Annotated in this window: 17 protein-coding genes and 4 pseudogenes; 9 read left to right on the top strand and 12 right to left on the bottom strand. The window is 68.1% G+C overall.

The features are described from left to right. Nucleotides 1–13: 13 nt before the first annotated feature. From OJJOAM_RS16390 to OJJOAM_RS16375, 4 genes and pseudogenes are all read right to left on the bottom strand, one after another. A complete protein-coding gene (locus tag OJJOAM_RS16390) occupies nucleotides 14–970 on the bottom strand; it encodes an ABC transporter permease (protein ID WP_422650411.1) in 957 nt (318 codons plus the stop codon). A gap of 312 nt (nucleotides 971–1,282) precedes the next feature. After that, complete coding sequence (locus tag OJJOAM_RS16385; protein WP_422650410.1) at nucleotides 1,283–1,969, bottom strand: acyl-CoA dehydrogenase family protein; 687 nt, start codon at nucleotides 1,967–1,969, stop codon at nucleotides 1,283–1,285. A 226-nt stretch (nucleotides 1,970–2,195) separates the two neighbouring features. Then, a pseudogene (locus OJJOAM_RS16380) lies at nucleotides 2,196–2,462 on the bottom strand (acyl-CoA dehydrogenase family protein); the annotation flags it as partial. Between the two features lie 105 nt (nucleotides 2,463–2,567). Beyond that, entirely contained in the window at nucleotides 2,568–3,749 is a 1,182-nt protein-coding gene (locus tag OJJOAM_RS16375; protein WP_422650409.1) for an acyl-CoA dehydrogenase family protein, read from the bottom strand. A 333-nt stretch (nucleotides 3,750–4,082) separates the two neighbouring features. Between OJJOAM_RS16375 and OJJOAM_RS16370 the strand changes: the two genes are divergently transcribed. The 5 genes from OJJOAM_RS16370 (at nucleotide 4,083) to OJJOAM_RS16350 (ending at nucleotide 11,191) form a co-directional block, all read left to right on the top strand. Beyond that, complete coding sequence (locus OJJOAM_RS16370) at nucleotides 4,083–5,018, top strand: alpha/beta fold hydrolase (RefSeq protein ID WP_422650408.1); 936 nt, start codon at nucleotides 4,083–4,085, stop codon at nucleotides 5,016–5,018. 2 nt (nucleotides 5,019–5,020) lie between these two features. Continuing rightward, a complete protein-coding gene (locus OJJOAM_RS16365) occupies nucleotides 5,021–5,758 on the top strand; it encodes an alpha/beta fold hydrolase (protein WP_422650407.1) in 738 nt (245 codons plus the stop codon). Continuing rightward, nucleotides 5,755–7,089: an MFS transporter gene (locus OJJOAM_RS16360; RefSeq protein WP_422650406.1), complete on the top strand. Its 1,335-nt coding sequence runs from the start codon at nucleotides 5,755–5,757 to the stop codon at nucleotides 7,087–7,089. Before OJJOAM_RS16365 ends, OJJOAM_RS16360 begins: the two co-directional genes overlap by 4 nt. 146 nt (nucleotides 7,090–7,235) lie before the next feature. After that, entirely contained in the window at nucleotides 7,236–8,993 is a 1,758-nt protein-coding gene (locus tag OJJOAM_RS16355; RefSeq protein ID WP_422650405.1) for a long-chain-fatty-acid--CoA ligase, read from the top strand. 116 nt (nucleotides 8,994–9,109) lie between these two features. Then, complete coding sequence (locus OJJOAM_RS16350; protein WP_422650404.1) at nucleotides 9,110–11,191, top strand: 3-hydroxyacyl-CoA dehydrogenase NAD-binding domain-containing protein; 2,082 nt, start codon at nucleotides 9,110–9,112, stop codon at nucleotides 11,189–11,191. Between the two features lie 140 nt (nucleotides 11,192–11,331). Here OJJOAM_RS16350 and OJJOAM_RS16345 read toward each other — a convergent pair. The 4 genes and pseudogenes from OJJOAM_RS16345 to OJJOAM_RS16330 all read right to left on the bottom strand — a co-directional run bounded on the left by OJJOAM_RS16345 (nucleotide 11,332) and on the right by OJJOAM_RS16330 (nucleotide 14,201). Continuing rightward, nucleotides 11,332–12,325, bottom strand: a pseudogene (locus tag OJJOAM_RS16345) (TauD/TfdA family dioxygenase). Further along, a complete protein-coding gene (locus tag OJJOAM_RS16340; RefSeq protein WP_422650403.1) occupies nucleotides 12,322–13,218 on the bottom strand; it encodes a 4'-phosphopantetheinyl transferase family protein in 897 nt (298 codons plus the stop codon). The pseudogene OJJOAM_RS16345 and the gene OJJOAM_RS16340 overlap by 4 nt, the downstream one beginning before the upstream one ends. Further along, entirely contained in the window at nucleotides 13,212–13,940 is a 729-nt protein-coding gene (locus OJJOAM_RS16335; RefSeq protein ID WP_422650402.1) for a thioesterase II family protein, read from the bottom strand. The genes OJJOAM_RS16340 and OJJOAM_RS16335 overlap by 7 nt, the downstream gene beginning before the upstream one ends. A 36-nt stretch (nucleotides 13,941–13,976) precedes the next feature. Then, on the bottom strand, nucleotides 13,977–14,201 hold the full coding sequence (locus OJJOAM_RS16330; protein WP_149319596.1) for an MbtH family protein: 225 nt from the start codon (nucleotides 14,199–14,201) through the stop codon (nucleotides 13,977–13,979). A gap of 262 nt (nucleotides 14,202–14,463) precedes the next feature. On the opposite strand from OJJOAM_RS16330, the gene OJJOAM_RS16325 reads away from it, so the two are divergent. After that, nucleotides 14,464–14,931, top strand: coding sequence for a SidA/IucD/PvdA family monooxygenase (locus OJJOAM_RS16325; protein WP_422650401.1), 468 nt, complete (start codon nucleotides 14,464–14,466; stop codon nucleotides 14,929–14,931). Then, nucleotides 14,846–15,811, top strand: a complete 966-nt coding sequence (locus OJJOAM_RS16320) for a SidA/IucD/PvdA family monooxygenase (protein WP_422650400.1) — start codon at nucleotides 14,846–14,848, stop codon at nucleotides 15,809–15,811. Before OJJOAM_RS16325 ends, OJJOAM_RS16320 begins: the two co-directional genes overlap by 86 nt. A 75-nt stretch (nucleotides 15,812–15,886) precedes the next feature. On the opposite strand, the gene OJJOAM_RS16315 is transcribed toward OJJOAM_RS16320, so the two are convergent. Beyond that, entirely contained in the window at nucleotides 15,887–16,993 is a 1,107-nt protein-coding gene (locus OJJOAM_RS16315) for a GNAT family N-acetyltransferase (protein ID WP_422650399.1), read from the bottom strand. A 193-nt stretch (nucleotides 16,994–17,186) separates the two neighbouring features. Here OJJOAM_RS16315 and OJJOAM_RS16310 point away from each other — a divergent pair. Next, nucleotides 17,187–18,228: pseudogene (locus tag OJJOAM_RS16310) on the top strand (PepSY-associated TM helix domain-containing protein); the annotation flags it as partial. A gap of 164 nt (nucleotides 18,229–18,392) precedes the next feature. Continuing rightward, nucleotides 18,393–18,638 (top strand): hypothetical protein, encoded by a 246-nt coding sequence (locus OJJOAM_RS16305; protein WP_422650398.1) that lies wholly within the window; start codon nucleotides 18,393–18,395, stop codon nucleotides 18,636–18,638. On the opposite strand, the gene OJJOAM_RS16300 is transcribed toward OJJOAM_RS16305, so the two are convergent. From OJJOAM_RS16300 to OJJOAM_RS16290, 3 genes and pseudogenes are all read right to left on the bottom strand, one after another. Continuing rightward, nucleotides 18,589–19,323 carry a thioesterase domain-containing protein gene (locus OJJOAM_RS16300; RefSeq protein WP_422650397.1) on the bottom strand — a complete coding sequence of 245 codons (735 nt, stop codon included), beginning with the start codon at nucleotides 19,321–19,323 and terminating at the stop codon, nucleotides 18,589–18,591. The genes OJJOAM_RS16305 and OJJOAM_RS16300 overlap by 50 nt on opposite strands. A gap of 157 nt (nucleotides 19,324–19,480) precedes the next feature. Continuing rightward, nucleotides 19,481–20,002, bottom strand: a pseudogene (locus tag OJJOAM_RS16295) (AMP-binding enzyme); the annotation flags it as partial. 22 nt (nucleotides 20,003–20,024) lie between these two features. Next, the gene (locus OJJOAM_RS16290; RefSeq protein WP_422650396.1) at nucleotides 20,025–25,652 is read right to left on the bottom strand and encodes an amino acid adenylation domain-containing protein; all 5,628 of its coding nucleotides are present in this window, start codon (nucleotides 25,650–25,652) and stop codon (nucleotides 20,025–20,027) included. Nucleotides 25,653–25,663 lie beyond the last annotated feature (11 nt).

Raw genomic sequence — 25,663 nt, 5'->3', positions numbered from 1 at the left:
GCGGAACGTGCCATCAGCGATGCCTCACTTTCGGATCGAACAGGCCGTAGCTCAGATCGACCAGCAGATTGATCAGCATCACCGCCACGCCGACCACCAGGAAGACGCCGGTGATCACCGGATAGTCGCGTTGATGCACCGCGTCGAGCAGCAGCAGGCCCATGCCGGGCAGCGCGAAGATCTGCTCGATGATGACGGCGCCGCCGATCAGCAGCGGCGCCTGCAGGCCTACCAGCGTCACCACGGGAATCAGCGCGTTGCGCAGCGCATGCCGCAGGATCACCATCCGTTCGTTCAGCCCCTTGGCCCAGGCGGTGCGGATATAGTCCTGGCGCAGCACCTCCAGCATCATCGTGCGCGTCATCCGCATCGTGATCGCCGACAGCGCCATGCCCAGCACGATCGCCGGCACCAGCATCTGCTCGATGTGCTGCAGCGGGTTTTCGCGGAACGGCACGTAGCGAACCTCGGGCGACCAGCCCCACCAGACCGACGGAAACACCATCACCATCGTGCCCAGCCAGAAGCTCGGCACCGCCAGCATCAGGATCGAGAACGAGCGCGCCACGTAGTCGGCCGCGCTGTCCTGCCGGATCGCCGACAGCACGCCGATCGGCAGCGCCACCGACAGCGCCACCACCAGTGCGATGGCGCCAAGCGACAGTGTCACGGGAATGCGCGCCATCACCATCTTCAGCACCGGCTCGCCCTGCCACAGCGACACGCCGAGATCGCCGTGCAGCACGATATTGCCGATCCAGTGCAGGTATTGCTCCCACATCGGCCGGTCGAGGCCGAGCAGCTGCATCAGTTCCTCGCGGCTGCGCACATCGGCGTTGATGTCGTTCTGGCTCAGCATCAGGTCGACCACGTCGCCCGGCACCAGCCGCACGATCGAGAACACGATGATGCTGGCGAACAGCAGCGTAGGCAGCAGCGCCAGCAGCCGGCGCATCAGGTAGGCGCTCATGGGCGCCTCGCGTGGCGGGTGGCGCGGCCGGTAGCGCGCGCCGACGCCGGCGGGGATACCGGCAACACGATTTCTGCTGATGCTCCGGCCATGCTGTCTCCTGTTTCCGTCCACAGGTCATTGCCTGTGGCGGTATTTCGGCACGCGGAATGCAGTTTTTGTGCGGGCCAATGCAGCGACCGGCTTTGCGCGGATCGCGATCCCAGCATACTCATCGTTCGAAGCGATGACAACCCGGAAGCGCCCCCGGCGCTCTAGTGAATTTCCCGGGGGCGGGCCGCGGCGCGGCCCCGTGCTGTCTCGCCGCTGCGGCTAGTAGCCGCGCAGCCGCGCCCAGCGGTCGGCGTGGAAGTTCGCGTCACCGAGCCACTCCTGCGCGGTGCGTGCGCGCTTCATGAAGAAGCCGATTTCGAACTCGTCGGTCATGCCGATGCCGCCGTGCATCTGCACGCCTTCCTGCACCGCCAGCGTCGCGGTCTCGCCGGCGCGGGCCTTGGCGGCCGACACCAGCGGCTCGGGGCCATCCGGTGCCGATTCATCGAGCCGTTGCTGGCAGCGCAGCACGATGGCCCGCGTCAGTTCGAGCTCGGTGAACAAATGCGCGGCGCGATGCTGCAGCGCCTGGAATTCGCCGATGATCTTGCCGAACTGGCGGCGCTCCTTCAGATACGCCAGCGTGCGGGCGAAGGCCTCGTCCGCGATGCCGAGCAGTTCCGAGGACAGCACCGCGCGGCCGATGTCGAGCGCGCGTTCGAGGAGCGCGCCGCCGCCGTCGACTTCGCCGAGCACGGCGTCCGCCGGCACCTGCACGCCTTCGAAGACGATGCGCGCGGCCTGCGTGGCGTCGGCCAATACCACGCGTTCGATCCGCACGCCGGGGCTGGTGCGGGGCACCAGCAGCAGCGTGATGCCTTGCGGGTCGTCGGTTCCGGCGGCATTGAAGGCATCGGTGGCATTGCTGGCATTGCTGGCATTGGGGGGCTTGCGCTGGCCGGGCATCCGCGGTGCGCGCCGCGACGATCAGCGTGTCGGCGACGTGGCCGTCGACGACCAGCTGCTTGGTGCCGTCGATGCGATAGCCGCCGGCATGCGGCGTCGCGCGCGTGGCCAGTCGGAACGGGCGATGCTTGCCGGCTTCGTCGAGCGCCAGCGCGGTCAGGTGCCGGCCGGATGCGATGGCGGGCAGCAGCGCGTCGCGTTGCGCGTCGTTGCCGTAGTGCGTCAGCAGGGAGGCGCCGAGTACCGCGGTGGAGAGGAAGGGCGAGGGCGCCAGCGTGCGGCCGATCGCCTCCGTGATGACGCCGGCTTCCACCACGCCGAGCCCGCTGCCGCCGTAGGCCTCGGGCACCAGCACGCCGGCCAGGCCGAGGTCGGCAAAGCGTTGCCACAGCTCGCGCGAGAAGCCGACCGGATCGCCGCTGTCGCGCATCGCGCGCAGCGCGGAGATCGGTGCATTCTCGCGCAGGAAGGTCAGCGCGCTGTCGCGCAGCATGTCCTGGGTGTCGTTCAGTACGATGGCCATGTCGATGTCCGCGAAAGTCGCCGGGGCGCCGTGCGATCGCGCGGCCCCGGCACGGTGAAGGGAGGGGAAGGGGCGTCAGCCGGGCAGGCCGAGGATGCGCTTGGCGACGATGTTCAGCTGGACCTCGCTGGTGCCGCCCTCGATCGAATTGGCCTTGGTGCGCAGCCAGGCGCGCGCGGTGGCGCCCTGGTGGCTGCGCTCGCTTTCCCATTCGAGCGCATCGCTGCCGCCGATCGACATCAGCAGCTCGTAGCGGCGCTTGTTCAGCTCGGCGCCGTAGTACTTGAGCACCGACGAGAAGGCGGCGATGCCTTCGCCTTGCCTGGCCAGGTCGCGCACCCGTTCGCCCGCGAAGCCGAACGCGGCCTCGTCGATCTCGAAGCGGGCCAGTTGCGCGCGCAGCATCGGCTCGTCAAGCCGGCCGGCCGCATCGGTGCCGATCGCCTTGGCGGCGTGGCGCCCCAGCGGCTGCCGGAAGCCCCGGCTGCCGATCGCGCTGATCATGTCGCGCTCATGGGTCAGCAGATACTTGGCGATCTCCCAGCCGCCGTTGAGCTCGCCGACCAGCTGGTCGCGCGGCACCACGACATCGTCGAAGAAGGTCTCGCAGAACGGCGACTTGCCGGAGATCAGCACGATCGGGCGGGTCGTCACGCCCGGCGTCTCCATGTCGAACAGCAGGAAGCTGATGCCGGTGTGCTTCTGCGCCGAGAAGTCGGTGCGCACCAGGCAGAAGATCCAGTCGGCCTTGTCGGCATACGAGGTCCAGATCTTCTGGCCGTTGACGACGAAGTGGTCGCCGCGGTCCTCGGCGCGGGTCTGCAGCGCCGCCAGGTCGGAGCCGGCGTTCGGCTCGGAATAGCCCTGGCACCAGCGGATCTCGCCGCGCGCGATCTTCGGCAGGTGCTCGCGCTTCTGCGCCTCGCTGCCGTACTTGAGCAGCGCCGGCCCGAGCATCGAGATGCCGAAGCTCTGCAGCGGCACCCGGCAGCCGAGCCGCTGCATTTCCTCGCGCAGGATCTTGGCCTGTTCGCGGCTCAGGCCGCCCCCACCGTATTCGCGTGGCCATTCGGGCACGGTCCAGCCGCGCTCGGCCATCCGTTCGAGCCATTGGCGCTGGGCCTCGGAGCGGAAGCGGAACTTGCGTCCGCCCCAGCAGATGTCCTCGTCGTCCTGCACCGGCTGCCGCATCTCGGGCGGGCAATTGTCCTGCAGCCAGGCGTGCGTCTGCTGCCGGAACGTCTCCAGGTCTTCCACGGTGGTCTCCTGTCGCGGTGGCCGGCCTCTGCGGGCCGTGGTCGTTGCTTGAACCCGTTGCTTGAACCCCTTGCTCGAACCGTGCGCCGCCGAATACGGACTGCGCCGATCCGGGGCTGCAGGGCCGTTATACAAGCGGGCGCTCGCCACCGTCAATACGCTATTTACGAAAACGGTATCGGCCATGCAGAGCGCGCATATCGAATATGTCGCACGCGGCGCGGAATCCACGGCAATATGGCGGAGCGCGATCGCTGTGTTAGCATCGCCGGAAACATACCAGAATTACGAAACAGGCCGACGGCGACGCGCCGGAGCGGCCGAGGTGGAGACATGGAGACCAGCGAGGCTTCGACCGACGAAGCGGTGTGGACCTTCCCCGGCGCGCGGGCGCCCGACCGCCGCCGCTGGGTCGACGCCAGCGGCCTGCGGCTGGCCGTCTACGAATGGGGCGAGCCGGATGCCACGCCGCTGCTCCTCGTCCATGGCGCGCTCGATTTTGCCCGCACCTTCGATGGCTTCGCGCCGCTGCTGGCCGATGCGGGCTACCGCGTGGTCTCGTATGACCATCGCGGCCACGGCGATTCCGATCACGCCGATCTCTACAACTGGGTCGCCGATGTGCGCGACATGCTGGCGGTGGCGGATTCGATCACGCGCGAGCCCTGCCTGGCGGTCGGCCACAGCAAGGGCGGCTCGCTGCTGGTGCAGGCGATCCAGGCGCTGCCGCACCGGTTCATCCGTTTTGCTTCGATCGACGGCCTGCCGTTCCGCAGCCCGCATGCCGACAGCGCCGTGCGCGAACGCAAGTCCTCGCTGACCGGGCCCGTCATCGCCCGCTGGCTCGATGCGCGCCGCCGCAGCGGCGAACTCGAACGGCGGCCCGGCACGCTCGAGGAACTGGCGCAGCGCCGCGCCAGGATGAACCCGCGCCTGAGCCACGAATGGCTGTGCTACATCGCCTCGCACGGCGCGCGTCGCGACGAGCAGGGCTGGCGCTGGAAGCTGGACCCCGCGATCGGCGTGGGCGGCTTCGGACCGATGCGGGTGCGCTGGATGACCGACAGGCTGCCGGGTTTTCCGATCCCGATGCTGGCCATCTTCGGCTCCGAGAAGGAACCGATGGGCTGGGACGCGACCGCCGACGACCTGATGCCGTTCTTCCCCGCGACCACCGAGGTCCATCGCATGCAGGACGTCGGCCATTTCATCCATATCGAACGGCCGCAGGAGACGGCGCGCCGCATCCTGCAGTTCTTCGGCGCATGACCATGTCCATGATCCCGTCCCCGCGCCAGTCCTCTGGCCAGTCCCCGCGCCAATCCCTGCCCCAATACCTTCGCCACCATCGCCTGCGGCTTGCGCTGCATCGGCTCAAGGATGGCGGCGGCCATCCGCTGCTGTTGCTGCACGGGCTCGGCGAGCGCTCGCCGGCCGCGCTGCCGGCCGAATACGCGAGCTGGCCCGGCCCGGTCCATGCGCTGGACTTCACCGGCCATGGCGTATCGGACCTGCCGCGCGGCGGCGGCTACAGCTGCGAGTTCCTGATGGCCGACGCGGACATCGCGCTGGCGCATCTGGGCCCCTGCACGGTCGCCGGCCGCGGCATCGGCGGCTATGTCGCGCTGCTGCTGGCCGGGGCTCGTCCGGGCGAGGTCCGTGGCGCCATCGTGCGCGACGGACCGGGGCTGTCCGGCGGCGGCAGCGCGGCGCGCAGTCCCTATATTCCGGTGCCGGACATGACCCAGTTGGCGCCGCCCGATCCGTTCGCGATTGCGGAACTGGCCAATGACGTTCGCCCGCCCAGCTATGCGTCGAGCTTCGCGATGCTGGCCTCGCAGCATTCCGACCTCGATACGCCCATCTCGGTCTGCTGCTGCGAGCGCCCGCCGTGGCTCGCCGCGGTGATGGAGCTGCTGTCGCTGGAGCCGGTCGCACTGGATCAGGCGCTGCGGCAATACGCGGCGGCGCCGGCCACCGGTATGCATTCGGAGCCGGGGTCGGCATGAGCCCCGCCTTGTCCTCCGCGCGCGAGTCCGCCGGCGCGGACGACGATGCCGAGCGCGGCTATCGCGACCATGTGTCGCGGCATTTCCGCCGCAATGCAATGGCCTTCCTCGCGCACGGCATGCTGGGCATGACGGGCTTTCGGCTCGTCACCGCGCCGACCTTCGTGCCGGCCTATCTCTACCTGCTGTCCGGCTCGAAGCTGACCGTCGGCCTGGTGCTGTCGACACAGTACGCCGGCATGGCCGCGTCGTCGCTGTGGGGCGCGACGCTGATCGAGCATCGGCAGCAGGTGATGCCGATGCTGTACCGCGTCGGCTGGCTAGTACGGCTGCAGGTGCTGGGGCTGGCGCTGTCGGCGCTCTGGTTGTCGGGCACGGCGGCGCTGACGGCGGCGGCCGTCTTCCTGCTGCTGTTCGGGCTGCTGAACGGCGTGCAAAACGTCGCCTTCCAATACCTGACCTCGAAGATCATTCCGCTGCATCGCCGTGGCGGACTCAGCGCGCTGCGCAACTTCTTCGGCGGCCTGACCGCGGCCGCGGTGGCCTGGCTCGGAGGGCGCTATCTGGTCGGCAACGACGTGCTCGGCAACGGCTATGCGGCGACCTTCCTGGCCGCGTTCGTGCTGACCAGCCTCGGTATCTCCGCACTGGTGGGCATGCGCGAGCCCGCCTTGCAGGACGTGCGCCAGCCGGTCGGATTTCGGCGCCGCATTCGCGAAGTGCCGGCGCTGCTGCGGGCGCAGCCCGACTTCGTGCGCTTCTTCATCGCCCGCGCGCTGGTGGCGCTGGGCATGATGGCGATGCCGTTCTATGCGATCTATGCCGGCCAGCATATCGACCTGTCCGGCGCGACGCTGGGCTATCTGAGCCTGGCCTATCTGCTGGCGCAGACCGCCAGCAACCTGCTGTGGGGTCGGCTGGCCGATCGCTACGGCTATCGGCTCGTGTTTCTCGCCAGCATCGCGCTATGGATCGCCGCCACCGCGCTGCTGCTGTGCTGCGGCTCGCTGGGCTGGTTCGTGCTGGCCTTCTGCGGACTGGGCGCGGGCTTCGGCGGCTTCTTCATTTCGGCCGACAACCTGGTGATGGAATTCGGCGCACGCAAGGACCGGCCGATGCTGCTGGCCGTCGCGGGCACCGGCACCTACGCGATGATGGCGATCGGCCCGGTGCTCGGCGGCATGCTGGCGCAGGGCGTGCGCTTCTGGCTGGTGTTCGCGCTGGCCATCGCGGTCAAGTGCCTGGCGTTCGCGATGGCGCTGGCGATGAAGGACCCGCGACGGCGGCCCGGGCCGTTGCCGCCGAACCAGGGCGATCCCATGACGTCGTGACGCACTGACGCACTGACGCACTGACGCACTGACGCGTGGGTACGCCGATGCCCGGACGCCGACGCTTTGCGCACGGTCTGCTTCCCTTCTCCCGCCTGCGGGAAAGGGCTGGGGCAGAGGGCAAAAGACAAACACCAGGAGACGAGATGGAAGCCAGAACCTATCCCGAGTTCAGCACCCACTATCCGCTGCTGTTGACCACCATCATGCGGCGGCCGGTGCGGATGTATCCCGACCAGATCGGCGTCGTCTACCGCAATCACCTCAGCGGGGAGTATTTCCGCTTTACCTGGGACCAGTGGTATCGGCGCGTCTGCCAGCTGGCCAACGCGCTGTCGTCCGAGCTCGATGTCGTGGCCGGAACGCCGGGCGAACCGGGCGATCGCATCGCCACCATGGCGCTGAACACGCACCGCCACCTGGAGCTGTACTTCGGCGTGCCCGGCGTCGGCGCGACGCTGCATCCGGTCAACGTCCGGCTGTCGCCCGAGCATATCGTCTACACGATCCGCCATGCGCAGGACCGCGTGCTGTTCTTCGACGACGCGCTGCTGCCGCTGGTCGAGGGCATCTACGACCATATCAAGGATGTGGTGCAGCGCTTCGTCTATCTGTCGGACAAGCCCGGACTGCCCGAGACGCGTATCGCCAACCTGATCCACTACGAGGATCTGCTGGCGCGGCAGCCGGAGAAGTTCGACTGGCCGGCCCTGCACGAGGACGTCAACGCGACGCTGTGCTACACCACCGGCACCACCGGACAGCCCAAGGGCGCGACCTTCACGCACCGCCAGCTGTACCTGATGACGGTGCACGTGATGGCGCAGATGGCGATCGCCAACACGCCGTCGCTCGACATCGAGGATGGCCTGGGCGTGCGGCTTGGCGAGGCGGCGGTGCCGCTGCTGAACACGCCGATGTTCCATATCCACGCCCGGGGCGCGCCCTTCATCGCGGTCTACAGCGCGCAGAAGATCGTGCTGCACGGCACCTTCACCGTGCAGGGGTTCTGCGAGCTGGTCGAGCGCGAGAAGGTGACCTCGGTCGGCATCGTCGCCACCATCGCGGCGATGCTGCTCGAATACCCGGACCTCCACAAGTACGACCTCAGCAGCCTGGTGCGCGTCAGCGTCGGCGGCGGCGCGCTGCCGCTGGGCCTGAAGAAGAAGCTCGAAGCGCTGATCCCGTCGTTCCGGATGAGTTCGGGCTATGGCATGACGGAAACCGCCCCGACCATCGTCACCTCCTTCATCAAGAAGGACCTGGTCGACCTGGACCGCGAGCAGACTGATGCGCTGCTGGTCAAGGCGGGTCTGCCGATCCTCGGCGTCGACGTCGAGGTGGTGGACGATGACGGCAAGCCGGTGCCGAAGGACGACCAGACCGTCGGCGAGATCGTCGTGCGCGCGCCGTGGACCACCGAACGCTATTTCCGCGATCCCGAGAAGAGCGCCGAGCTGTGGCGCGGCGGCTGGCTGCATACCGGCGACCTTGCCAAGGTCGATGCGCACGGCTACATCACGATCGCGGACCGCATCAAGGACGTGATCCGCAGCGGCGCCGAGATGGTGCCGACCGTGCTGCTGGAAAACCTGATCGCGATGGCCGACTTCGTGCAGGAGGCGACCGTGGTCGGCGTGCCCGATCCGGTCTGGGGCGAGCGGCCGATGGCGCTGGTCAGCGTGCGCACCGGCTTCGAGGCCGACGAATACGCGGTCATCGATTTCCTGAAGACCCATGGCGTCGACACCGGCCGCATCACCAAATGGATGCTGCCCAAGCTGGTGGCGATCACCCGCGACATCCCGAAGACCAGCGTCGGCAAATACAACAAGAAACGCATCCGGGACGAGCTGGAGCGTTTTCTGGCGATCGCGCGGGATGTCAGCGATCGCGCGGGCTGAGTTAGGAGTGGGCCGCGTAATGTCGATCCGCGTCCCATCCGGATTCCCCGCCCAATCCCGAGCCTGAGCCCGAATCCAATGCCGATTTCATTTCCAATTCCAATGGAGACATCTCGATGACGACCATCAACCCGGTCACCGACCTCACCGTGGACGCCGGCATTGCCGTGCTGACGATCGACTCGCCGCCGGTCAACGCGCTGTCGGCCAATGTTCGCGCCGGCATCCTGGCGGGCGTCCGGCAGGCCGTCGCCGACGACGCGGTCAAGGCCATCGTGCTGATCTGCGCCGGCAAGACGTTTATCGCGGGCGCCGATATCACCGAGTTCGGCAAGCCGCCGACCGGCCCGTCGCTGCCCGAGGTGCAGGCCGCCATCGAGGACGCGCCCAAGCCGGTGATCGCCGCCATCCACGGCACCGCGCTCGGCGGCGGGCTCGAGGTCGCGCTGGTCTGCCACTATCGTGTCGCGGCGCGCTCGGCCAAATGCGGCCTGCCCGAGGTCAATCTGGGCCTGCTGCCCGGCGCGGGCGGCACCCAGCGGCTGCCGCGCATCGTCGGCGTCGAGAAGGCGCTGGAGATGGTCACCTCGGGCACGCACGTGCCGGCGCCGGCCGCGGCCGAGATGGGCCTGGTCGATCTGCTGACCGACGACGCGAGCCTGCGCTCCGATGCCGTTGCCTTCGCCCGCCAGGTAGTGGCGGAAGCCCGGCCGCTGCGCAAGGTCCGCGATCTCGACGACAAGATCGCCGCCGCGCGCGGCAAGCCAGAGATCTTCGCCGAGTTCCGCCGCGCGAACGCCCGGCGCTTTCGCGGCTTCGATGCGCCCGAATACAACATCCGCTGCATCGAGGCGGCGGTCGAACTGCCGTTCGACGAAGGGCTCAAGCGCGAGCGCGCGATGTTCGTCGAGCTGCTGAACGGCACGCAGTCGGCGGCGCAGCGCTACTACTTCTTCGCCTCGCGCCAGGTCTGGCAGTTGCCCGATATCGGCGCGGATACGCCGCTGCTTCCGGTCAAGCAGGTCGGCATCATCGGGGCAGGCACCATGGGCGGCGGCATTGCGATGAACTTCCTCAATGCGGGCTATCCGGTCACCATTGTCGAGACCTCGCAGCAGGCGCTGGACCGTGGGGTGCGGACCATCCGCACCAACTACGAGAACACGGCAAAGAAAGGCCGCATCACGGCCGCCGACATCGAGCGCCGCATGGGGTTGCTGACCCCGACGCTGGAGATGGAGCAACTTGCCGACGCCGATCTGGTGATCGAGGCCGTGTTCGAGAACATGGACGTCAAGAAGGACGTGTTCGGGCGGCTCGACCGCATCGCCAAGCCCGGTGCGATCCTGGCGACCAATACCTCGGCGCTGGACGTCGACGAGATCGCCGCGGCCACTTCGCGGCCGGAGGCGGTGATCGGCCTGCATTTTTTCTCGCCGGCCAATGTGATGAAGCTGTTGGAGGTCGTGCGCGGCGCGAAGACCGCCAAGCCGGTGATCCGCACGTCGATGGAACTGGCCCGCAAGATCGGCAAGATCGCGGCGCTGGTGGGCGTCTGCCCGGGCTTCGTCGGCAACCGGATGCTGGCGCAGCGCCAGCGCGAGGCACAGAAGCTGGTGCTGGAAGGCGCGCTGCCGTGGGACGTCGACCGCGTGCTGTACGACTTCGGCTTCCCGATGGGACCGTTCGCAATGAGCGACCTCGCCGGCCTCGACCTCGGCTGGGTGCGGGAGAAATCGAGCAGCTCGACGCTGCGCGAGATCCTCTGCGAAATGGACCGCCGCGGTCAGAAGACCGGCGCGGGGTACTACGACTACGACGAGAAGCGCAACGCCAGGCCGTCGCCGGTGGTCGAGCAGGTGATCCGCGATTTTGCAGCGAAGCAGGGCCGAACCAGCCGCGTCGTCTCCGAGCAGGAGATCCTGGAGCGCTGCATCTATCCGATGATCAACGAGGGCGCGAAGATCCTGGAGGAGGGCAAGGCGATCCGCGCGTCGGACATCGACGTGATCTGGGTCAACGGCTATGGCTGGCCGGTCTACCGTGGCGGCCCGATGTTCTATGCGGACACCATCGGCCTCGACAAGGTGCTGGAGACGCTGCGGCGCTACGAGGAAAGCTTCGGTGCCGACTTCAGGCCGGCCAGGCTGCTCGAAGACCTGGTGGCGCAGGGGCGCAAGTTTGGCGACCTGAAGTAGGCTCGTCAGGCGCGCATTGTGGCCGCCATTCCGGGGCCGCAATGCCGTCGTCCCGCGAAAGCGGGGACCCAGCGCCTCGTATGACGCCGGATTCCCGCATTGGCGGAAATGACGAGAGGGGCCGTGCGACTTCGGTCGGGCTAGGCCTGGGCGCCGTGCGGCTCGGCCATCGCCACCACCACCTTGCGCGGCCCGCTGAACGGCTCGCGGGCGTGCGCGGTCAGCATGTTGTCCAGCATCAGCACATCGCCCTGGCGCCACGGGAACACGATCTTGTGCGCGTCGAGCACCGCGCGGACCGCGTCCAGTTCGGCGTCGGGAATCGGCGCGCCGTCGCCGTAATACACGTTGCGCGGCAGGTCCTCTTCGCCGACCGTATCGAGCAGCACCTCGCGCATCTCGGGCGCCAGCGCCGACAGATGGAACAGGTGCGCCTGGTTGAACCACACCGGATCGCCGGTATGCGGATGATGGGCGATGCCCTGCACCCCGCTGGCGCGTACGCAGTTCGCCGTCGTCCTTCCATTCGCAGACGATGCCATGCCGCGCGCAGTAGGCCTCGACCTGGACACGGTCCTGGGTGTTGAACACCTGCTGCCAGGGCACGTCCATGCCGTTGCCGAAGTTGCGCACATAGCAAAGCCCGCGCGTGGCAAAGCGCTCCCGTGTGCCGGCATCGACGGCGCGGTAGATCGCGCGGCTGTCGGCGATCGGCGTTTCGCCACCCTGCGGCGCCGCGCGTTCGCAATAGAACCAGATCTTCATCGGCCATTCGCGCGTATAGGCCTGCTCGTTGTGCAGCGGGATCGACTGGTGCGCGGGGTATTCGGTCGAGGTATAGACGCCGCCGGTCACCTTGCTGCGCGGCGTGGAGCCGAACTCATAGCTGAGCAGCGGGTGGCCGAAGGCGGCGGCGAAGGCGCGGAAGCCCTCGGCGCCGTCGACGGCGAACGAGCGGAACAGCACGCCGCCGGTGGTACGGAGCTGTTCCTCGATCTGGGCGCGCAGCCGTGGCAGCGCTTCGATCAGCGGCTCGCCCGCGCTGGCGGCCTCGATGGTGAAGGGCAGCTCCACCGCGCGCGGCAACGACGCGGCGGTCAGCGACTCGACGGTAGGCGTGGACAGATCGGTCATGCGGTCCTCATCGGAAGGGTCTCGGCGGGAATGCCTTCGGCGAGAAGGGCTTCGGCGGGAAGCGCGGAAGCGGTGTTTAGCCCCTCTCCCGCCTGCGGGAGAGGGGCGCGGCAGAGGGAAGTACCAGCAGCCCCGGTGAGCAGCGCCAAGGCGGCACGATATGGCGCGTCGCCGGCGTTCGCTTGGAACGGCAGCGAAACAACCGCGCAGGCCTGCGCCGGATGCCACGCCCCCGCGGCGGTCGGTAGCGACGCCCCTGGACCGTGCGGCCGCCAGCGTCCATCGCCCGACCCCTGCAGCGCGACCTGCTGCCAACGGGGATCCGCGATGCCGGTGCCGGCAGCCTTGGTCAAGGCTTCGCGCGCGGTCCACAGCGCATAGAAGCGATCCAGCCGCAGGGCGGGATGGCAGCCGCGCAGCATGGCCTGCTCGTCGGGCGCAAACGCCGATGCGGCCAGCGCCAGCGGCTCCACCGGGCGGCATTGTTCGATGTCGACACCGGTCGCCGCGACCGCGGGATCGGTGGCGATGGCGATCAATCCGATGCCGCCGCTGTGCGAGACGTTGAAGCGTGGCGCGTCGTGGATTGCCGGCGGCAAGATCGGTTTGCCCTGCGGATCGGCCTCCAGCGGCACCGCCTGCGGCGTCAGTTCGACAATCGCGCCAAGCAGGCGCCGCAACGCGGCGCGTACCGCGGCAAAGCGAGCCCGATCGGCACCGCGCCGATAGCCGCGCAGCCGTGCCGTTTCCTGTGGCGACAGGATTGCCAGGTCGCCGGGCGCGGGCTCGGCCCTGACGTCGATATCGATCCGCCAGACGCGCACGTCGTAAGGATCGAGCGGCGCCGGCAGCGGCACGGGCGTCGGCTCCATCGATCGCAGCGGCGCTAGCATGCGCTGACCTCCACGGCTTCGGTCCCCGCCGCGGCCGACGCCGACACGCCAAGCTGCGTGCCGATCCGCGCCAGCATCGATGCGGTGTGCTCGCGCAGGAAGAAGTGGCCGCCGTCGTACCAGTCCAGCGTGAAGGCGCCCTCCGTTTCGTGGCCCCAGCCGGCGATCGCACCGCCCACGCTGCGGTCGCCGCGCCCACCGAAGGCATGCAGCGGACAGCGCAGCAACGGCCGCTCGCGATGCCGATAGCTCGCGCAGACCCGGAAGTCGGCACGCAGCACCGGCAACGTCAGCGCCATCATTTCCTCGTGTTCCAGCAATTCCGGCGGCGTGCCGTCGAGCGCCCGCAGATGATCCATCAGGGCGGCATCGTCCAGCGGCCCGGCGAAACGGCCGGGGTCGCGCAGTCGTGGGGCCGGGCAACCGGAGACCAGCAAGGCGCAAGCGGGCTCGCCGTCGGCCTGCCAACGGTGCGCCAGCTCGTAGGCGATCAGCGCGCCCATGCTGTGGCCGAACAGCGCATGGCGGCCGCGCGGCGATGCGGCCAGCAGCCGCTGCTGGCGCAGTTCAAGCGCCAGCTGGTCGCACAGCGCATCGAACGATTCGCACAGCGGCTGCCCGATGCGGGTGCCGCGGCCGGGCAGTTCGACCGGCCGGATCGTCAGCCCGGCCGGCGCCGCGCGGCGCCATCCGGCATAGGCCGCCGCCCCCCGCGCCCGCATTGGGCAGGCACCACAGCGTGACCGGGCCGGTGGCGGTCATCGCGCCGCGGGCTCGCCCTGCGCTTGCATCGCCGCACGCAGGCTCGCGGGCCGCATATCGGTCCAGTGTGTCTCGATGTACTCCAGGCATTGCTGCCGCTGGCCGCTGAAGCCGACGGCGCGCCAGCCCGCCGGGATCGGACGGTAATCGGGCCAGATCGAATACTGCTCTTCCGGATTGATGACGACCTGGAAGAGCAGGGTGTCGCTGTCGAAGCTCATGGTGTGTCCCTCGTCTGACTGGATGCGTGGCAGTGGCGGCGCCCAAGCGAACGCCCGTGACAACTAGACGGACCGCGAGGGTGCGAATTTAGTCGACAGGAACCCGGCGGGCTCGCGTCGCCGATCGCCGGATCGAATCCAAAATCTAAATATCGCCCGCCCCGGATCGTCACATCGGATATCCCCGCACGAGACGCGGGGTCGGCCGCTGCGTCGGTCGCCGAACTCCCACCGCAAGGGGCATCAGATGACAAGCAGTGCTTTGGAATACGACCTACTCGGCATCGGCTTCGGGCCATCGAATCTGGCGCTGGCCATTGCGATGGAAGAGCGCGCCGGTGCCGCCGCAGCCGCCCGCATGGCACGGCCACCGCGCTATGCCTTCATCGAGCGCAAGCCCGATTTCGTCTGGCACGGCGGCATGCTGCTCGACGATACCGACATGCAGATTTCCTTCCTGAAGGATCTGGCGACGCTGCGCAATCCGCGCAGCCCTTATACCTTCATCAACTATCTGCACAGCCGCGGGCGGCTCGAAGCGTTCATCAACCTGAAGACCTTCTTCCCGAGCCGGATCGAGTTCAACGACTATCTGGCGTGGGTCGCCTCGCACTTCGGCGAGCGCTGCCACTATGGGGGAAGAGGTGATCGACGTGCTGCCGGAGCCGGCCGACGGCGTGGTGCAACGCCTGCGCGTCCGCTCGCGCGCCGCGGACGGGCGCGTCCTTGAGCGCCTGACGCGCAATCTGGTACTGGGCGTCGGCGGCGAGCCGCAGGTGCCCGCGGCCTTCCGTGGCTGGCGCGATGCGCGCGTGGTGCATTCGTCCGGCTACCTGGACCGGATCGCCCAGTATCGCGACGACACGGCGCCACGGCGGATCGCGGTGGTCGGCGGCGGCCAGAGCGCCGCCGAGGTCTTCATGGACCTGGTCAAGCGCTTCCCCGCCTCCGAGGTCGCGATGGTGATGCGCGGTGGCGCCCTCAAGCCGTCGGACGATAGCCCCTTCGTCAACGAGATCTTCAGCCCGGGCTTTACCGACTTCATCTATCGGCAACCCGGCGAGCGCCGGCAGCAGATGCTGCAGGAATATCGCAACACCAACTATTCGGTGGTCGATCTCGACCTGATCGAGCGCATCTATCAGTTGCTCTATCAGCAGAAGGTGGTCGGCAATCCGCAGCACCAGCTGCTGACCGGGAAGGACATCGAAGCGGCCGCGCCGCAGCCGGACGGCATCGCCTGCGTGCTGCGCGACCGTGCCAATGGCGCCGTGCAGCGCCAGCAGTTCGATCTGGTGGTGCTGGCCACCGGCTATCGGCGCCAGGCCCACGAACGCATGCTGGCGCCGCTGGCCGCGCTGATCGGCGAGGGCTTCCGCGTCGATCGCCACTATCGGCTGCAGACCTCGGCGCGCTGCCTGCCGCAGATTTTCCTGCAGGGATGCTGCGAGGACAGCCACGGCCTCAGCGATACCTTGCTGTCGGTGCTCGCCGTGCGCTCGCACGAGATCGCCGAGGCGGTGCTGGAGAAGGAGATGCAGGCCGGCCGCGAGGCGATGCTTGTCACGGCGCAGCCGATCGAGTCGCGGCCGCTGGTTGGCACGGCATAGCCAGGTGGGCGGTTGCCGGTTCGCGCCGGCGCCTTTCTCGCCGATATCGGCAAGGCGGCCGGCGCGTTCCGGCCGTCAGCCGTTCAGGACGCTGAGGACGCTGAGGACGCCGTTTCCAGTCCGTCCCGGTCCGCGGGCAGGTACAGATGCTCGCCGAAGAAGCGTTCGCGCAGCAGCATCACCAGCATGGCCTGCTTGTGCGGGAAATCGAACAGCTTGACCTTCGAGAAGCCGGCCCGATCGAGGTTGGCGATCTGGCGATGGTGGTCCGAGCGCGGCTCGCCGACGATGCGCTGCGTGCGCGGATCGTCCAGGAACTGGAAATGCTGGATGGCGGGGGAACCAGGCGGTCAGGAAGGCCTTGCCACGGAATGCCGGCTCGCCGATCAGCACGTGCCAGCCGCGGTCGTAGTCGTTGGCGTCATAGAACGGCGCGATGCGGTTTTCCTTGGCCCAATAGACCTCGAAGTAGCCGAACGGCGTGCCGTCGATCGACGCGATCAGCGGCAGCATGTGCGGATCGTCGATCAGCCCTTGCAGATAGCGCCGGTGCTTTTCCTCGTCGCCTTCCTCCTGCCAGAAGTGCGCGACGTCGGGATCGTTCATCCAGCGGTGCAGGCTGGCAAGGTCGTGCTCGACCGTGGCGGCGTGCAGCGTCAAGGTGCGGCGCAGCCAGGGGATATAACGCGCGTAGACGGTGCCCGCCGGCTTCGGTGGCCGCAGCGGATGACGCTTCTCGCCGGTCATCGCATAGCGCAGCGGATAGGGTGCCTCGGCGCGGCTGCCTAGCCATAGCGGCGCGTATTGCCACAGCATCGCGGCCTCGCAGCGGTCGCCGTCGATGTGCGGACGCACGACACCGCGCCGATGCAGCAACGCCCGCGTCGGCTGGTGTTCGATATCGACATGGACTTCGGTGACGCCCCATTGCGTCGTGATCGCCTCGAGCGCCGCGATCGCGGCATCGGCGGACGCGTCGGTATCGGCAAAGGATTCCGCGAGGCGCAGCACCGGGCGCGGTCCCGGGGCAACGGCGAAGGCGGCGAGCGGTTCGTTGCGGCGGGCGTCACGTACCTCGAGCCGCCCGGCTTCCCACGACGATTCCAGGGCGTCGCCGCGCGCCTCGAAGGAACGGAACCCCTGGAAGGCGGCGGCCGCGCTGCCCGACTGTTCGATCGGCATGATGTTCTCCATGGTGATGGCCGGCAAAGGCGTTCGACCGGTGCTGGAGAGACGGTGGGCGAGGCGGGAAATTTAGCGCGTGGGGCACGCTGTGCCGGGGCCTGCGCCCGTAGGCTATCCGGGGGCCGCCAGACCCATATAGAATGCGAATCATTCGCAAATAGGGATCGACCGCCGCCGGGCGCCAGCCACCATGCATATCCGAACGTTCCGCATCTGGTACCTGATCCACAAATGGACCAGCCTGATCTGCACCGTCTTCCTGCTGCTGCTGTGCCTGACCGGCCTGCCGCTGATCTTCGGGCATGAGATCGACCACTGGCTCGGCAATGGGGTAGAGGCGCCGGAACTGCCGGCCGATGCGGGGGCGGGTCCCGGTCGATCGCATCGTCGCCGACGCACTGGAGCGGCGCCCGGGCACGGCGGTCCGCTTCGTCACCGCCGACGACGAGGAGCCGGTCTGGTTCGTCTCGCTGTCCTCCCGCGACGCGCCTCGCCAGGGCGGGGCGCTGCTGACCCACGATGCGCGGACTGGCGACCTGCTGCGCGATACGCCGCTGCGGTCCGGCTTCATGCTGATCATGGTGAAGCTGCATACGGACCTGTTCGCCGGGCTGGCGGGCACGCTGTTCCTGGGCTTCATGGGCCTGCTGTTCGTGATCTCGATCGTCTCGGGCATCGTCGTCTATGGCCCGCTGATGAAGAAGCTGCCCTTCGGCACGGTGCGCCGCGAACGGTCGACCCGGCTCAAATGGCTGGACCTGCATAACGTGCTGGGCATGGCCACGCTGTCGTGGGCCTTCGTGGTCGGGCTGACCGGCGTGCTGCTGACGCTGGCCAAGCCGACGTACAGCTTCTGGCAGGCCACCGAGCTGAAGGCGATGGTCGCGCCGTTCGCGGTCAGGGACGGGTCATCAGCTGCCGTGGCGGCGCCGCCGGACAAGCTGGCCTCGCTCGACGCCGCGATCGCGCTGGCCAAGGCCGAGGAACCGGACATGACCACCGCCTTTGTCGCCTTCCCCGGCACGCCGCTGGCCGGCAACCATCACTACGCGGTCTTCATGCGCGGCGACGCCCATATCACCTCGCGGCTGATCAAGCCGGTGCTGATCGACGCGCAGACCGGAGCCTTCGCGGCCAAGCGCGAGATGCCCTGGTACGTCGCCGCGCTGCGGATCTCCGGCCCGCTGCATTTCGGCGACTACGGCGCGATGCCGCTGAAGATCCTGTGGGCCATCCTCGATGTCATCACGATCGTCCTGCTCGGCAGCGGCATCTATCTGTGGGTCGGCCGCACGCGCACCACCAATGCGCGGCTGCGCAAGATGGAAGACGAACAGCGCAGCGCCGAGCGCGCCGCCCCCGCGGTCGCCGCGGTGACTCAAACCGGAGCCAGCCGATGAAAACGCCGGGGACTTTCCTGTGGATCTACGGCATGCCGATCGTCCTGGCCGTGGCCGGCTGCGTCGGCCTGGCCGCCGCGCTGTTCGCGGACGGGGTTTGGGACTGGGTGTCGTGGCTGGCCTTGGGCGCGATGACGGCGGCCGGGCTCTGGTATGCGCTGATCCCGGCCGCCTCTTCCACCGAGCGCGGCGTCAACCGTTCGCCGGCACGGCCTCCAGTCGATCGCGCAGCCCGTCGATAAAGGCCGGCGCCCGCACGATGCCCAGGTGCGTGGCGGCCACGCGCTGCGAATAGGCGGGCTGCCGTTCCAGCAGGGCGACCAGCCGTTCGATATCGTCGTCGGCGCGATCGCCTGCCCACCAGCACGTCGGCGCCACCTGCACCGCCTGCAGCGCCATGTCGTGGCCGAGTTCGCGCAGCCGTTCGGCGGTGGCGAACATCCGTGACAGCTCGTCCGGGCCCGCGTGCTCCGCACCGCCGGCCAGCGCGAAGGCGCGCCGGATCAGATGCTCGACCAGCGCGGCACCTTGCAGCTGCGCCTGCGCCCTCGTCAGTTCCTCCGCAAAGCCGCTGTCCGCCAACTGCGGGAACAGCTGCAACAGATACGCGTAGAGTTCGTCGATCGAGCCACGCTGCCTGACCGGGGCTGTGCCCTGGCGTGGCACCAAACTGTCCACGAGGCCGAGGAAGCTTACAGTTTCGCCGGCGTCCTCCAGGATCGCAGCCATCCGTGCCGCCAGTGCGCCACCGAGCGACCATCCCAGCAGCCGATAGGGCCCCGTGGGCTGCACCGCCCGGATCGCCATCACGTGCAGATGGGCAAGATGTTCGAGCGAGTCGAACGTGTCCAGCGGCGGGCAGGCCAGCCCGTGGACCGTGCAGGCTCCCCTCAAGTGCTCGCGCGAGCGGCGTGTAGTCGAACACATTGCCGAAGGATGCGTGCAGGCAGAACAGCGGTGGCGTCTCGCCGGCGGGCCGATTCAAGGGCACAGGCCGGTGCTGCGCCGAGCCCGCGCCGCCGAGCACCTGGCAGAGCGACGCGATGGTCTGGTGTTCCATCAGATGGCGCAGCTCGATCGCCAGACCGGCGCCGGTCGCGGCGCGCAGGCGCGTCAGCACTTGCAGGCACAGCAGCGAATGGCCGCCGAGCTCGAAGAAGTTGTCGTGGATGCCGACCTGCTCGACGCCGAGCACGTCTTGCCAGACCTGCGCGAGCACGGTTTCGATCTCGTTGCGCGGGGCGACGTAACCCTGGGTTTCCCATACCGGTGCGGGCAGCGCGCGGCGGTCCAGCTTGCCGTTTGGCGTGACCGGGAGGCGGTCGAGCGCGATCAGCTGCGCCGGGACCATGTGGTCGGGCAGTTGCGCCTTCAGTTCGGTCTTTAGCGTGGCGGTATCCGTGCCGTGCAGCACGCAGTAGGCGACCAGCCGGTCCTCATGGACCAGCACAGCCGCGTCCTTGACGCCCGCCTGCGATCGCAGCAGATGCGCGATTTCGCCGAGTTCGACCCGATAGCCGCGGATCTTGACCTGTTCGTCCTGGCGGCCGAGGTATTCGATCCGGCCGTCGGCGTCTTGCCTGACGCGGTCGCCAGTGCGGTACATCCGCTCGCCCTCGGTGAAGGGATCAGGCACGAAGCGCTCGGCGGTCAGTCCCGGGCGACCGAGGTAGCCCCCGGGCCAGCTGCGGTCCGGCGATATAGAGCTCGCCGACGATGCCTGCCGGCACCGGGTTCAGGTCGGCGTCCAGTACATAGACACGCGAGCCGGGCAGCGGCGTGCCGGTGGGCAACTGCCGCTCGGGCAAGGTTACCGCTTCATGCGTCAGTACGCCGACGGTCGTTTCCGTCGGACCGTAGTGATTGAACAGCCGGCAGTGCCGCTTCAAGTCGCGGATCGTGCGGGCCAGTTCGGCGGAGGTGGCCTCGCCGCCAAGAATCAGCGCCTGCTCTGGCAGGACGTCGGCAGACTGCCGCGCCTGCAGCAATCCGCGCAGATGGCTGGGAACGATCTTGAGCACGCCCACGCGGTGCCGGGCCATGTAGTCGGCAAAGCGGTCCGGATCGAACCTGCGCTCCCGGGAGATCAGATGCAAGGTTCGGCCGCTGCAGAGGGCGCCGAACAGCACGGTATGGCCGAGATCGGCGGCGGTGGTGGAGACCATTGCCATCGAGGCATCGGCAGGCAGTTGTAGCCGGTGCAGCACGCCGGAGACGTAGTGCGCGAGCGCATCGTGGCTGACCACCACGCCCTTCGGGGTGCCGGTGGAGCCCGAGGTATAGATCAGGTAAGCGGCTTGGCCCGGAAGCAGCGAGACAGAAGGCGCATCGTCGACCGGCGCCACCGAGGCCGGATCGATGCAATCGAAGCCGGGCACCGACGTTCCTTCGATGGGATCGAAGCGCGGCACCGAGCCGACCACAACGCCCGCACCAGCGTCACCTAGCAGCTGCCGCAAGCGTTCGACCGGCTGCGCCGGATCAAGCGGCACGCAAACCGCCCCAGCCTTCAGGATGCCAAGCAGTCCGGTGACGAATGCAGGAGAGCGTTCGACACAAAGCCCAACCCGCGTCTCGCGCCCAATGCCGCGTTCGGCCAGCGCCGCCGCGATGCCGTTGGCAAGCCGGTCGGCCTCGCCGCGCGTCAGCGTCTGCTCCTCATATCGCAACGCCATCGCGGATGGATCGACCTCGACATTGCGCCGCCATGCCGCCAGCACATCGGTTGGCCTGGCAGCCACCGCCTCACCGATCAGCGATCCTTCGTCCCCGCCATTCAGCACGAACTCGCCAACACGAAGCCCCGACCCCGCCGCCATCTGCTCGAGGACGCCAAGGTAGTGCGCCAGCATCCGTTCAACCGTACGATGGTCGAATAGATCGCACGCATATCCCATGGCCACGAACACTGCGCCGGTCTGGTCCTCCTGCGTATCGAGGGACAGGTCCACCTTGGTCGATCGAACCGATCGCTCCACCGGTTCCAGCTGCAATCCCGGAAGCCGTTGCGCGATGCTGCGGTCGCGCCGCTGATGGTTCAGCATCACCTGGAACAGCGGGTTGCGCGACGGGTCGCGTTCGGGCTGCAATGCCTCGACCAACTGCTCGAAGGGCAATTCCTGATGTGCCTGGGCTTGCAGCACGGACTCGCGAGCGCGGGCGAGCACAGCGTCAAACGCCATGCTGCCGTCGATCTCGGTCCGCAACACCTGCGTGTTGACGAAGAAGCCGACCACACCCTCGGTTTCCACCCGATTGCGGTTGGCCACCGGCACGCCGACGCGCAGGTCGCGCTGGCCGGTGTAGCGGTAGAGCAGCACCTGGAAGGCGGCCAGTAGCACGGTAAAGAGGGTGGTGTCGGCATTGCGGGCCAGCGTACGCAGCTTCGACGACAGGTCGGCATCGAGCGAGAACGAAACCGCGCCGCCGCGATGGCTTGGCACCGCAGGGCGCGGCCGGTCGGTCGGCAGTTCGAGCACCACGGTGCCATCGTTGGCCAGATGCGACTTCCAGTAGCCCAGTTGCCGCTCGAGTTCACCGGCTTCGAGCCACTGCTTCTGCCACGCCGCGTAGTCGGCGTACTGAATCGGCAGTGGCGCCAGCTGCGCCGGCTGGCTACTGACGAAGCCCCCATAGAGCCGGGCGAACTCGTCGATCACCACGTTCATCGACCAGCCGTCGGAGACGATATGGTGCATGGTGACCAAGAGGATGTGGTCGTCGTCGGCCAGGCGCAGCAGGCGCACGCGCAGCAGCGGTCCTTGCTCCAGGTCGAACGGCGCCTGGGCCTCGGCGTCGACCAGCGATTGCACGGCAGCGTCGCGCTGCGCCGGATCGGTGTCGCGCAGATCGGTGATGGCAATCGGCAGGGGCTGAGGCGCGTGAATCCGTTGCACCGCCTGCTCGCCCTCCTGATCGAAGGTGGTGCGCAGGCTTTCGTGCCGCTCCACCAGCGCATCGAAGGTCCGCTGCAGTGCCGACCGATCGAGGTTGCCGCGCAGACGGACCGCTCTTGGGATGTTGTACGCGGCGCTGTTGCGGTTCCATTGCCACAGGAACCATAGCCGTTGCTGGGCCCAGGACAACGGGATCGGGGCGCTGCGATCGGCCCGGGCGGGAGTGCGATCCGCCGTCGCTGACGAAGACGAGGCGCCGTTCTGATTCGTCGCGATCGCCTGCGCAAGGTCGCCCAGTACGGGGTTGGCAAATACCTGCTTGGGCAACAGCTTGTGACCGGCCTTCTTCAGGCGGGCGATCAGCTTCAGCGACAGGATTGAATCGCCACCAAGCTCGAAGAAGTTGTCGGTGGCGCCGACGCGCTCGACGCCGAGGACCTCCTGCCAGACGTGCGCCAGCAGGGTTTCGATGCCGTTGCGCGGGGCGACGTAGCCCTGGGTTTCCCAGACCGGTGCGGGCAGGGCGCGACGATCGAGCTTGCCGTTGGGCGTGACCGGCAGGCGGTCCAGCGCGATCAGTTGGGCCGGGACCATGTGGTCGGGCAGTTGCGCCTTGAGTGTGGTCTTTAGCGCTACGGTATCCGTGCCGTCCAGCACGCAGTAGGCGACCAGACGGTCCTCATGGACGATCACGGCGGCGTCCTTGACGCCCGCCTGCGATCGCAGCAGATGCGCGATTTCGCCGAGTTCAACGCGGTAGCCGCGGATCTTGACCTGTTCGTCCTGGCGGCCGAGGTATTCGATGCGGCCTGCTGCGTCCTGCCTGACGCGGTCGCCGGTGCGGTACATCCGCGCGCCGTCCGTAAAGGGATCCGGCACGAAGCGCTCGGCAGTCAGCCCTGGGCGGCCGAGGTAGCCGCGGGCCAGTTGCGGCCCGGCGATATAGAGCTCGCCGACGATGCCGGCGGGAACCGGGTTCAGGTCGGCGTCGAGCACATAGACACGCGAGCCGGGCAGCGGCGTGCCGGTCGGCAGCTGCCGCTCGGGCAAGGTCACCGCTTCATGCGTCAGCACGCCGACCGTCGTTTCCGTCGGGCCATAGTGATTGAACAGCCGGCAGTGCGGCTTCAGGTCGCGGATCGTCCGAGCCAGTTCGGCCGAGGTCGCTTCGCCGCCGAGGATCAGCGCCTGCTCGGGCAGCACGTCGGCGGGTTGCCGCGCTTGGAGCAATCCGCGCAGATGGCTCGGGACGATCTTGAGCACACCGACGCGGTGCCGGACCATGTAGTCGGCAAATCGGTCCGGATCGAAGCCACGCTCGCGCGAGATCAAATGCAAGGTCCGGCCGCTGCAGAGGGCGCCGAACAGCACGGTATGGCCGAGGTCGGCGGCGGTGGTGGAGACCATCGCCATCGAGGCATCGGCAGGCAACTGCAGCCGATGCAGCACGCCGGAGACGTAGTGGGCCAATGCGTCATGACTGACCACCACGCCCTTGGGGGTGCCGGTGGAGCCGGAGGTATAGATCAGGTAAGCGGCTTGGCCAGGAAGCAGCGAGACGGAAGGCGCATCGGCAACCGGCACCACCGAGGCCGGATCGATGCAATCGAAGCCCGGCAGGAAGCCTGGCACCGAGCCGACGACAACACCGGCGCCGGCGTCGTCCAACAACTGCCGCAAGCGTTCGACTGGCTGCGCCGGATCGAGCGGCACGCAAACCGCGCCGGCCTTCAGGATGCCAAGCAGTCCGGTCACGAACCCCGGCGATCGCTCGACACAAAGTCCAACCCGCGTCTCGCGCCCAATACCGCGCTCCACCAGCGCGGCCGCGATCCCATTGGCGATCCGATCGGTCTCGCCCCGAGTCAGCGTTTGCTCCTCATATCGCAACGCCATCGCGGAAGGATCCGCCTCAACGCCGCGCCGCCAGGCAGTCAGGACATCCGACAGCGCTCCGTCGACGGGTTTGGCGACCAGCACGCCCCCATCTCCGGCGATGCCGATCTGTCCAAGGCATTGATCGGGATCGGCCAGCATACGTTGCAGCGCCTGTTCCATCCGGCCCAGCAACGCCGTGATGTCCCGGTCCGCGAAGCGATCGCGCTGGTAGGCGAGCGTCAGATGCAGACGCTCTTCCATCGCGGCGATCAGGCTCAGCGGATAGTTGTTGCGGCCGCTGATGACGAATTCGGCAGCGTCCTCCTTGGCGGCGGCGCCCAGCAGGCGGATATCGATCTCGCCCTGCCGCTGTTTCAGCGCGGCGTCGACGGGGTAGTTCTCGAACACCACGATGCTGTCGAACAACGTGCCGCCTTCGCCCGGCCGTGCCAGCCGCTGGATGTCCGGCAGCGGCATATGTTCGTGCTGCTGGTTCTCCACGGCCTGTTGCTGGATGGCGCGCCACCATTGCCGGACCGGCAGGTCGCTCGGCAGTCGCACACGCAGCGGAATCGTATTGATGAACAGGCCGACCATCGATTCGATGCCGGGGAAATCGCCGGAGCGGCCCGACACCGTGGTGCCGAACACCACGTCGTCGCCGCCGCCGTGCCGTGCCAGCGTCCAGGCCCACAGCCCCTGCACCAGCGTATTGACGGTGACGCCTGCCTGCCGCGCCAGCGTGCGCGCGGTGTCGCTGAGGGCGGGCGACAGCGTCAGCCTTTGCTCCGCATAGCCCGATCGGCCGACCTCCGGCGCGCTGGCCGGCAGCGGCGTTGGCACTTCCACGTCCGCCAGTGCCTGCTGCCAGTAGCTGGCCGACGCCGCCTTGTCGCGCTGGCCCAGCCACTGCAGATAGGCGCTGAAGGGACGCGGCGCCGTGGCGGGCAGCGGCTGGCCGCGGCGCAGCGCCAGATACGACTGCAGGACATCGCTCAGCACCATGCCAACGCTCCAGCCATCCATCGCGACATGATGGAAGGACCAGGCCAGCCACCAGCGCCGCGCCTCCACCTGGAGCAGGCAGAGCCGAAGGTCGGCTGCCCGGCGGAAGGGGAAACCTTCTTGCCGCTGCGCCTTGAGCCTGGCTTCCAGTTGCCGGCGCTGTTCGTCCGGCGGCATGCCGCGCCAATCGATCTGTTCCAGTTGAACGGGCCGCCGCTTGTACGCGATCTGCAGCGGCACGTCGCTCTCGCCCCAGATAAAGTCGCTGCGCAGCGCCTGGTGACGGTCGGCGGTCCATTGCCAGGCGCGCACGAAGTCATCGATCGCCAGCTCGCCGCGAATGTCGAAGACGCGCTGATAGTGATAGGGGTCGCCGTCGCCGCGTTCCAGTGCGTGGAACAGGACGCCCTGCTGCAAGGCGGTCAGTGCCGCAATGCTCTCGATGTCCTGTTTGCGTCGTTCGGTGGCAGTCGTCATGGTTGGATTCA

It is taken from the genome of Cupriavidus sp. H18C1 (genome assembly GCF_049311595.1).
Lineage (GTDB): Bacteria > Pseudomonadota > Gammaproteobacteria > Burkholderiales > Burkholderiaceae > Cupriavidus > Cupriavidus cauae.
This window is presented reverse-complemented; position numbering and strand designations above follow the sequence as displayed.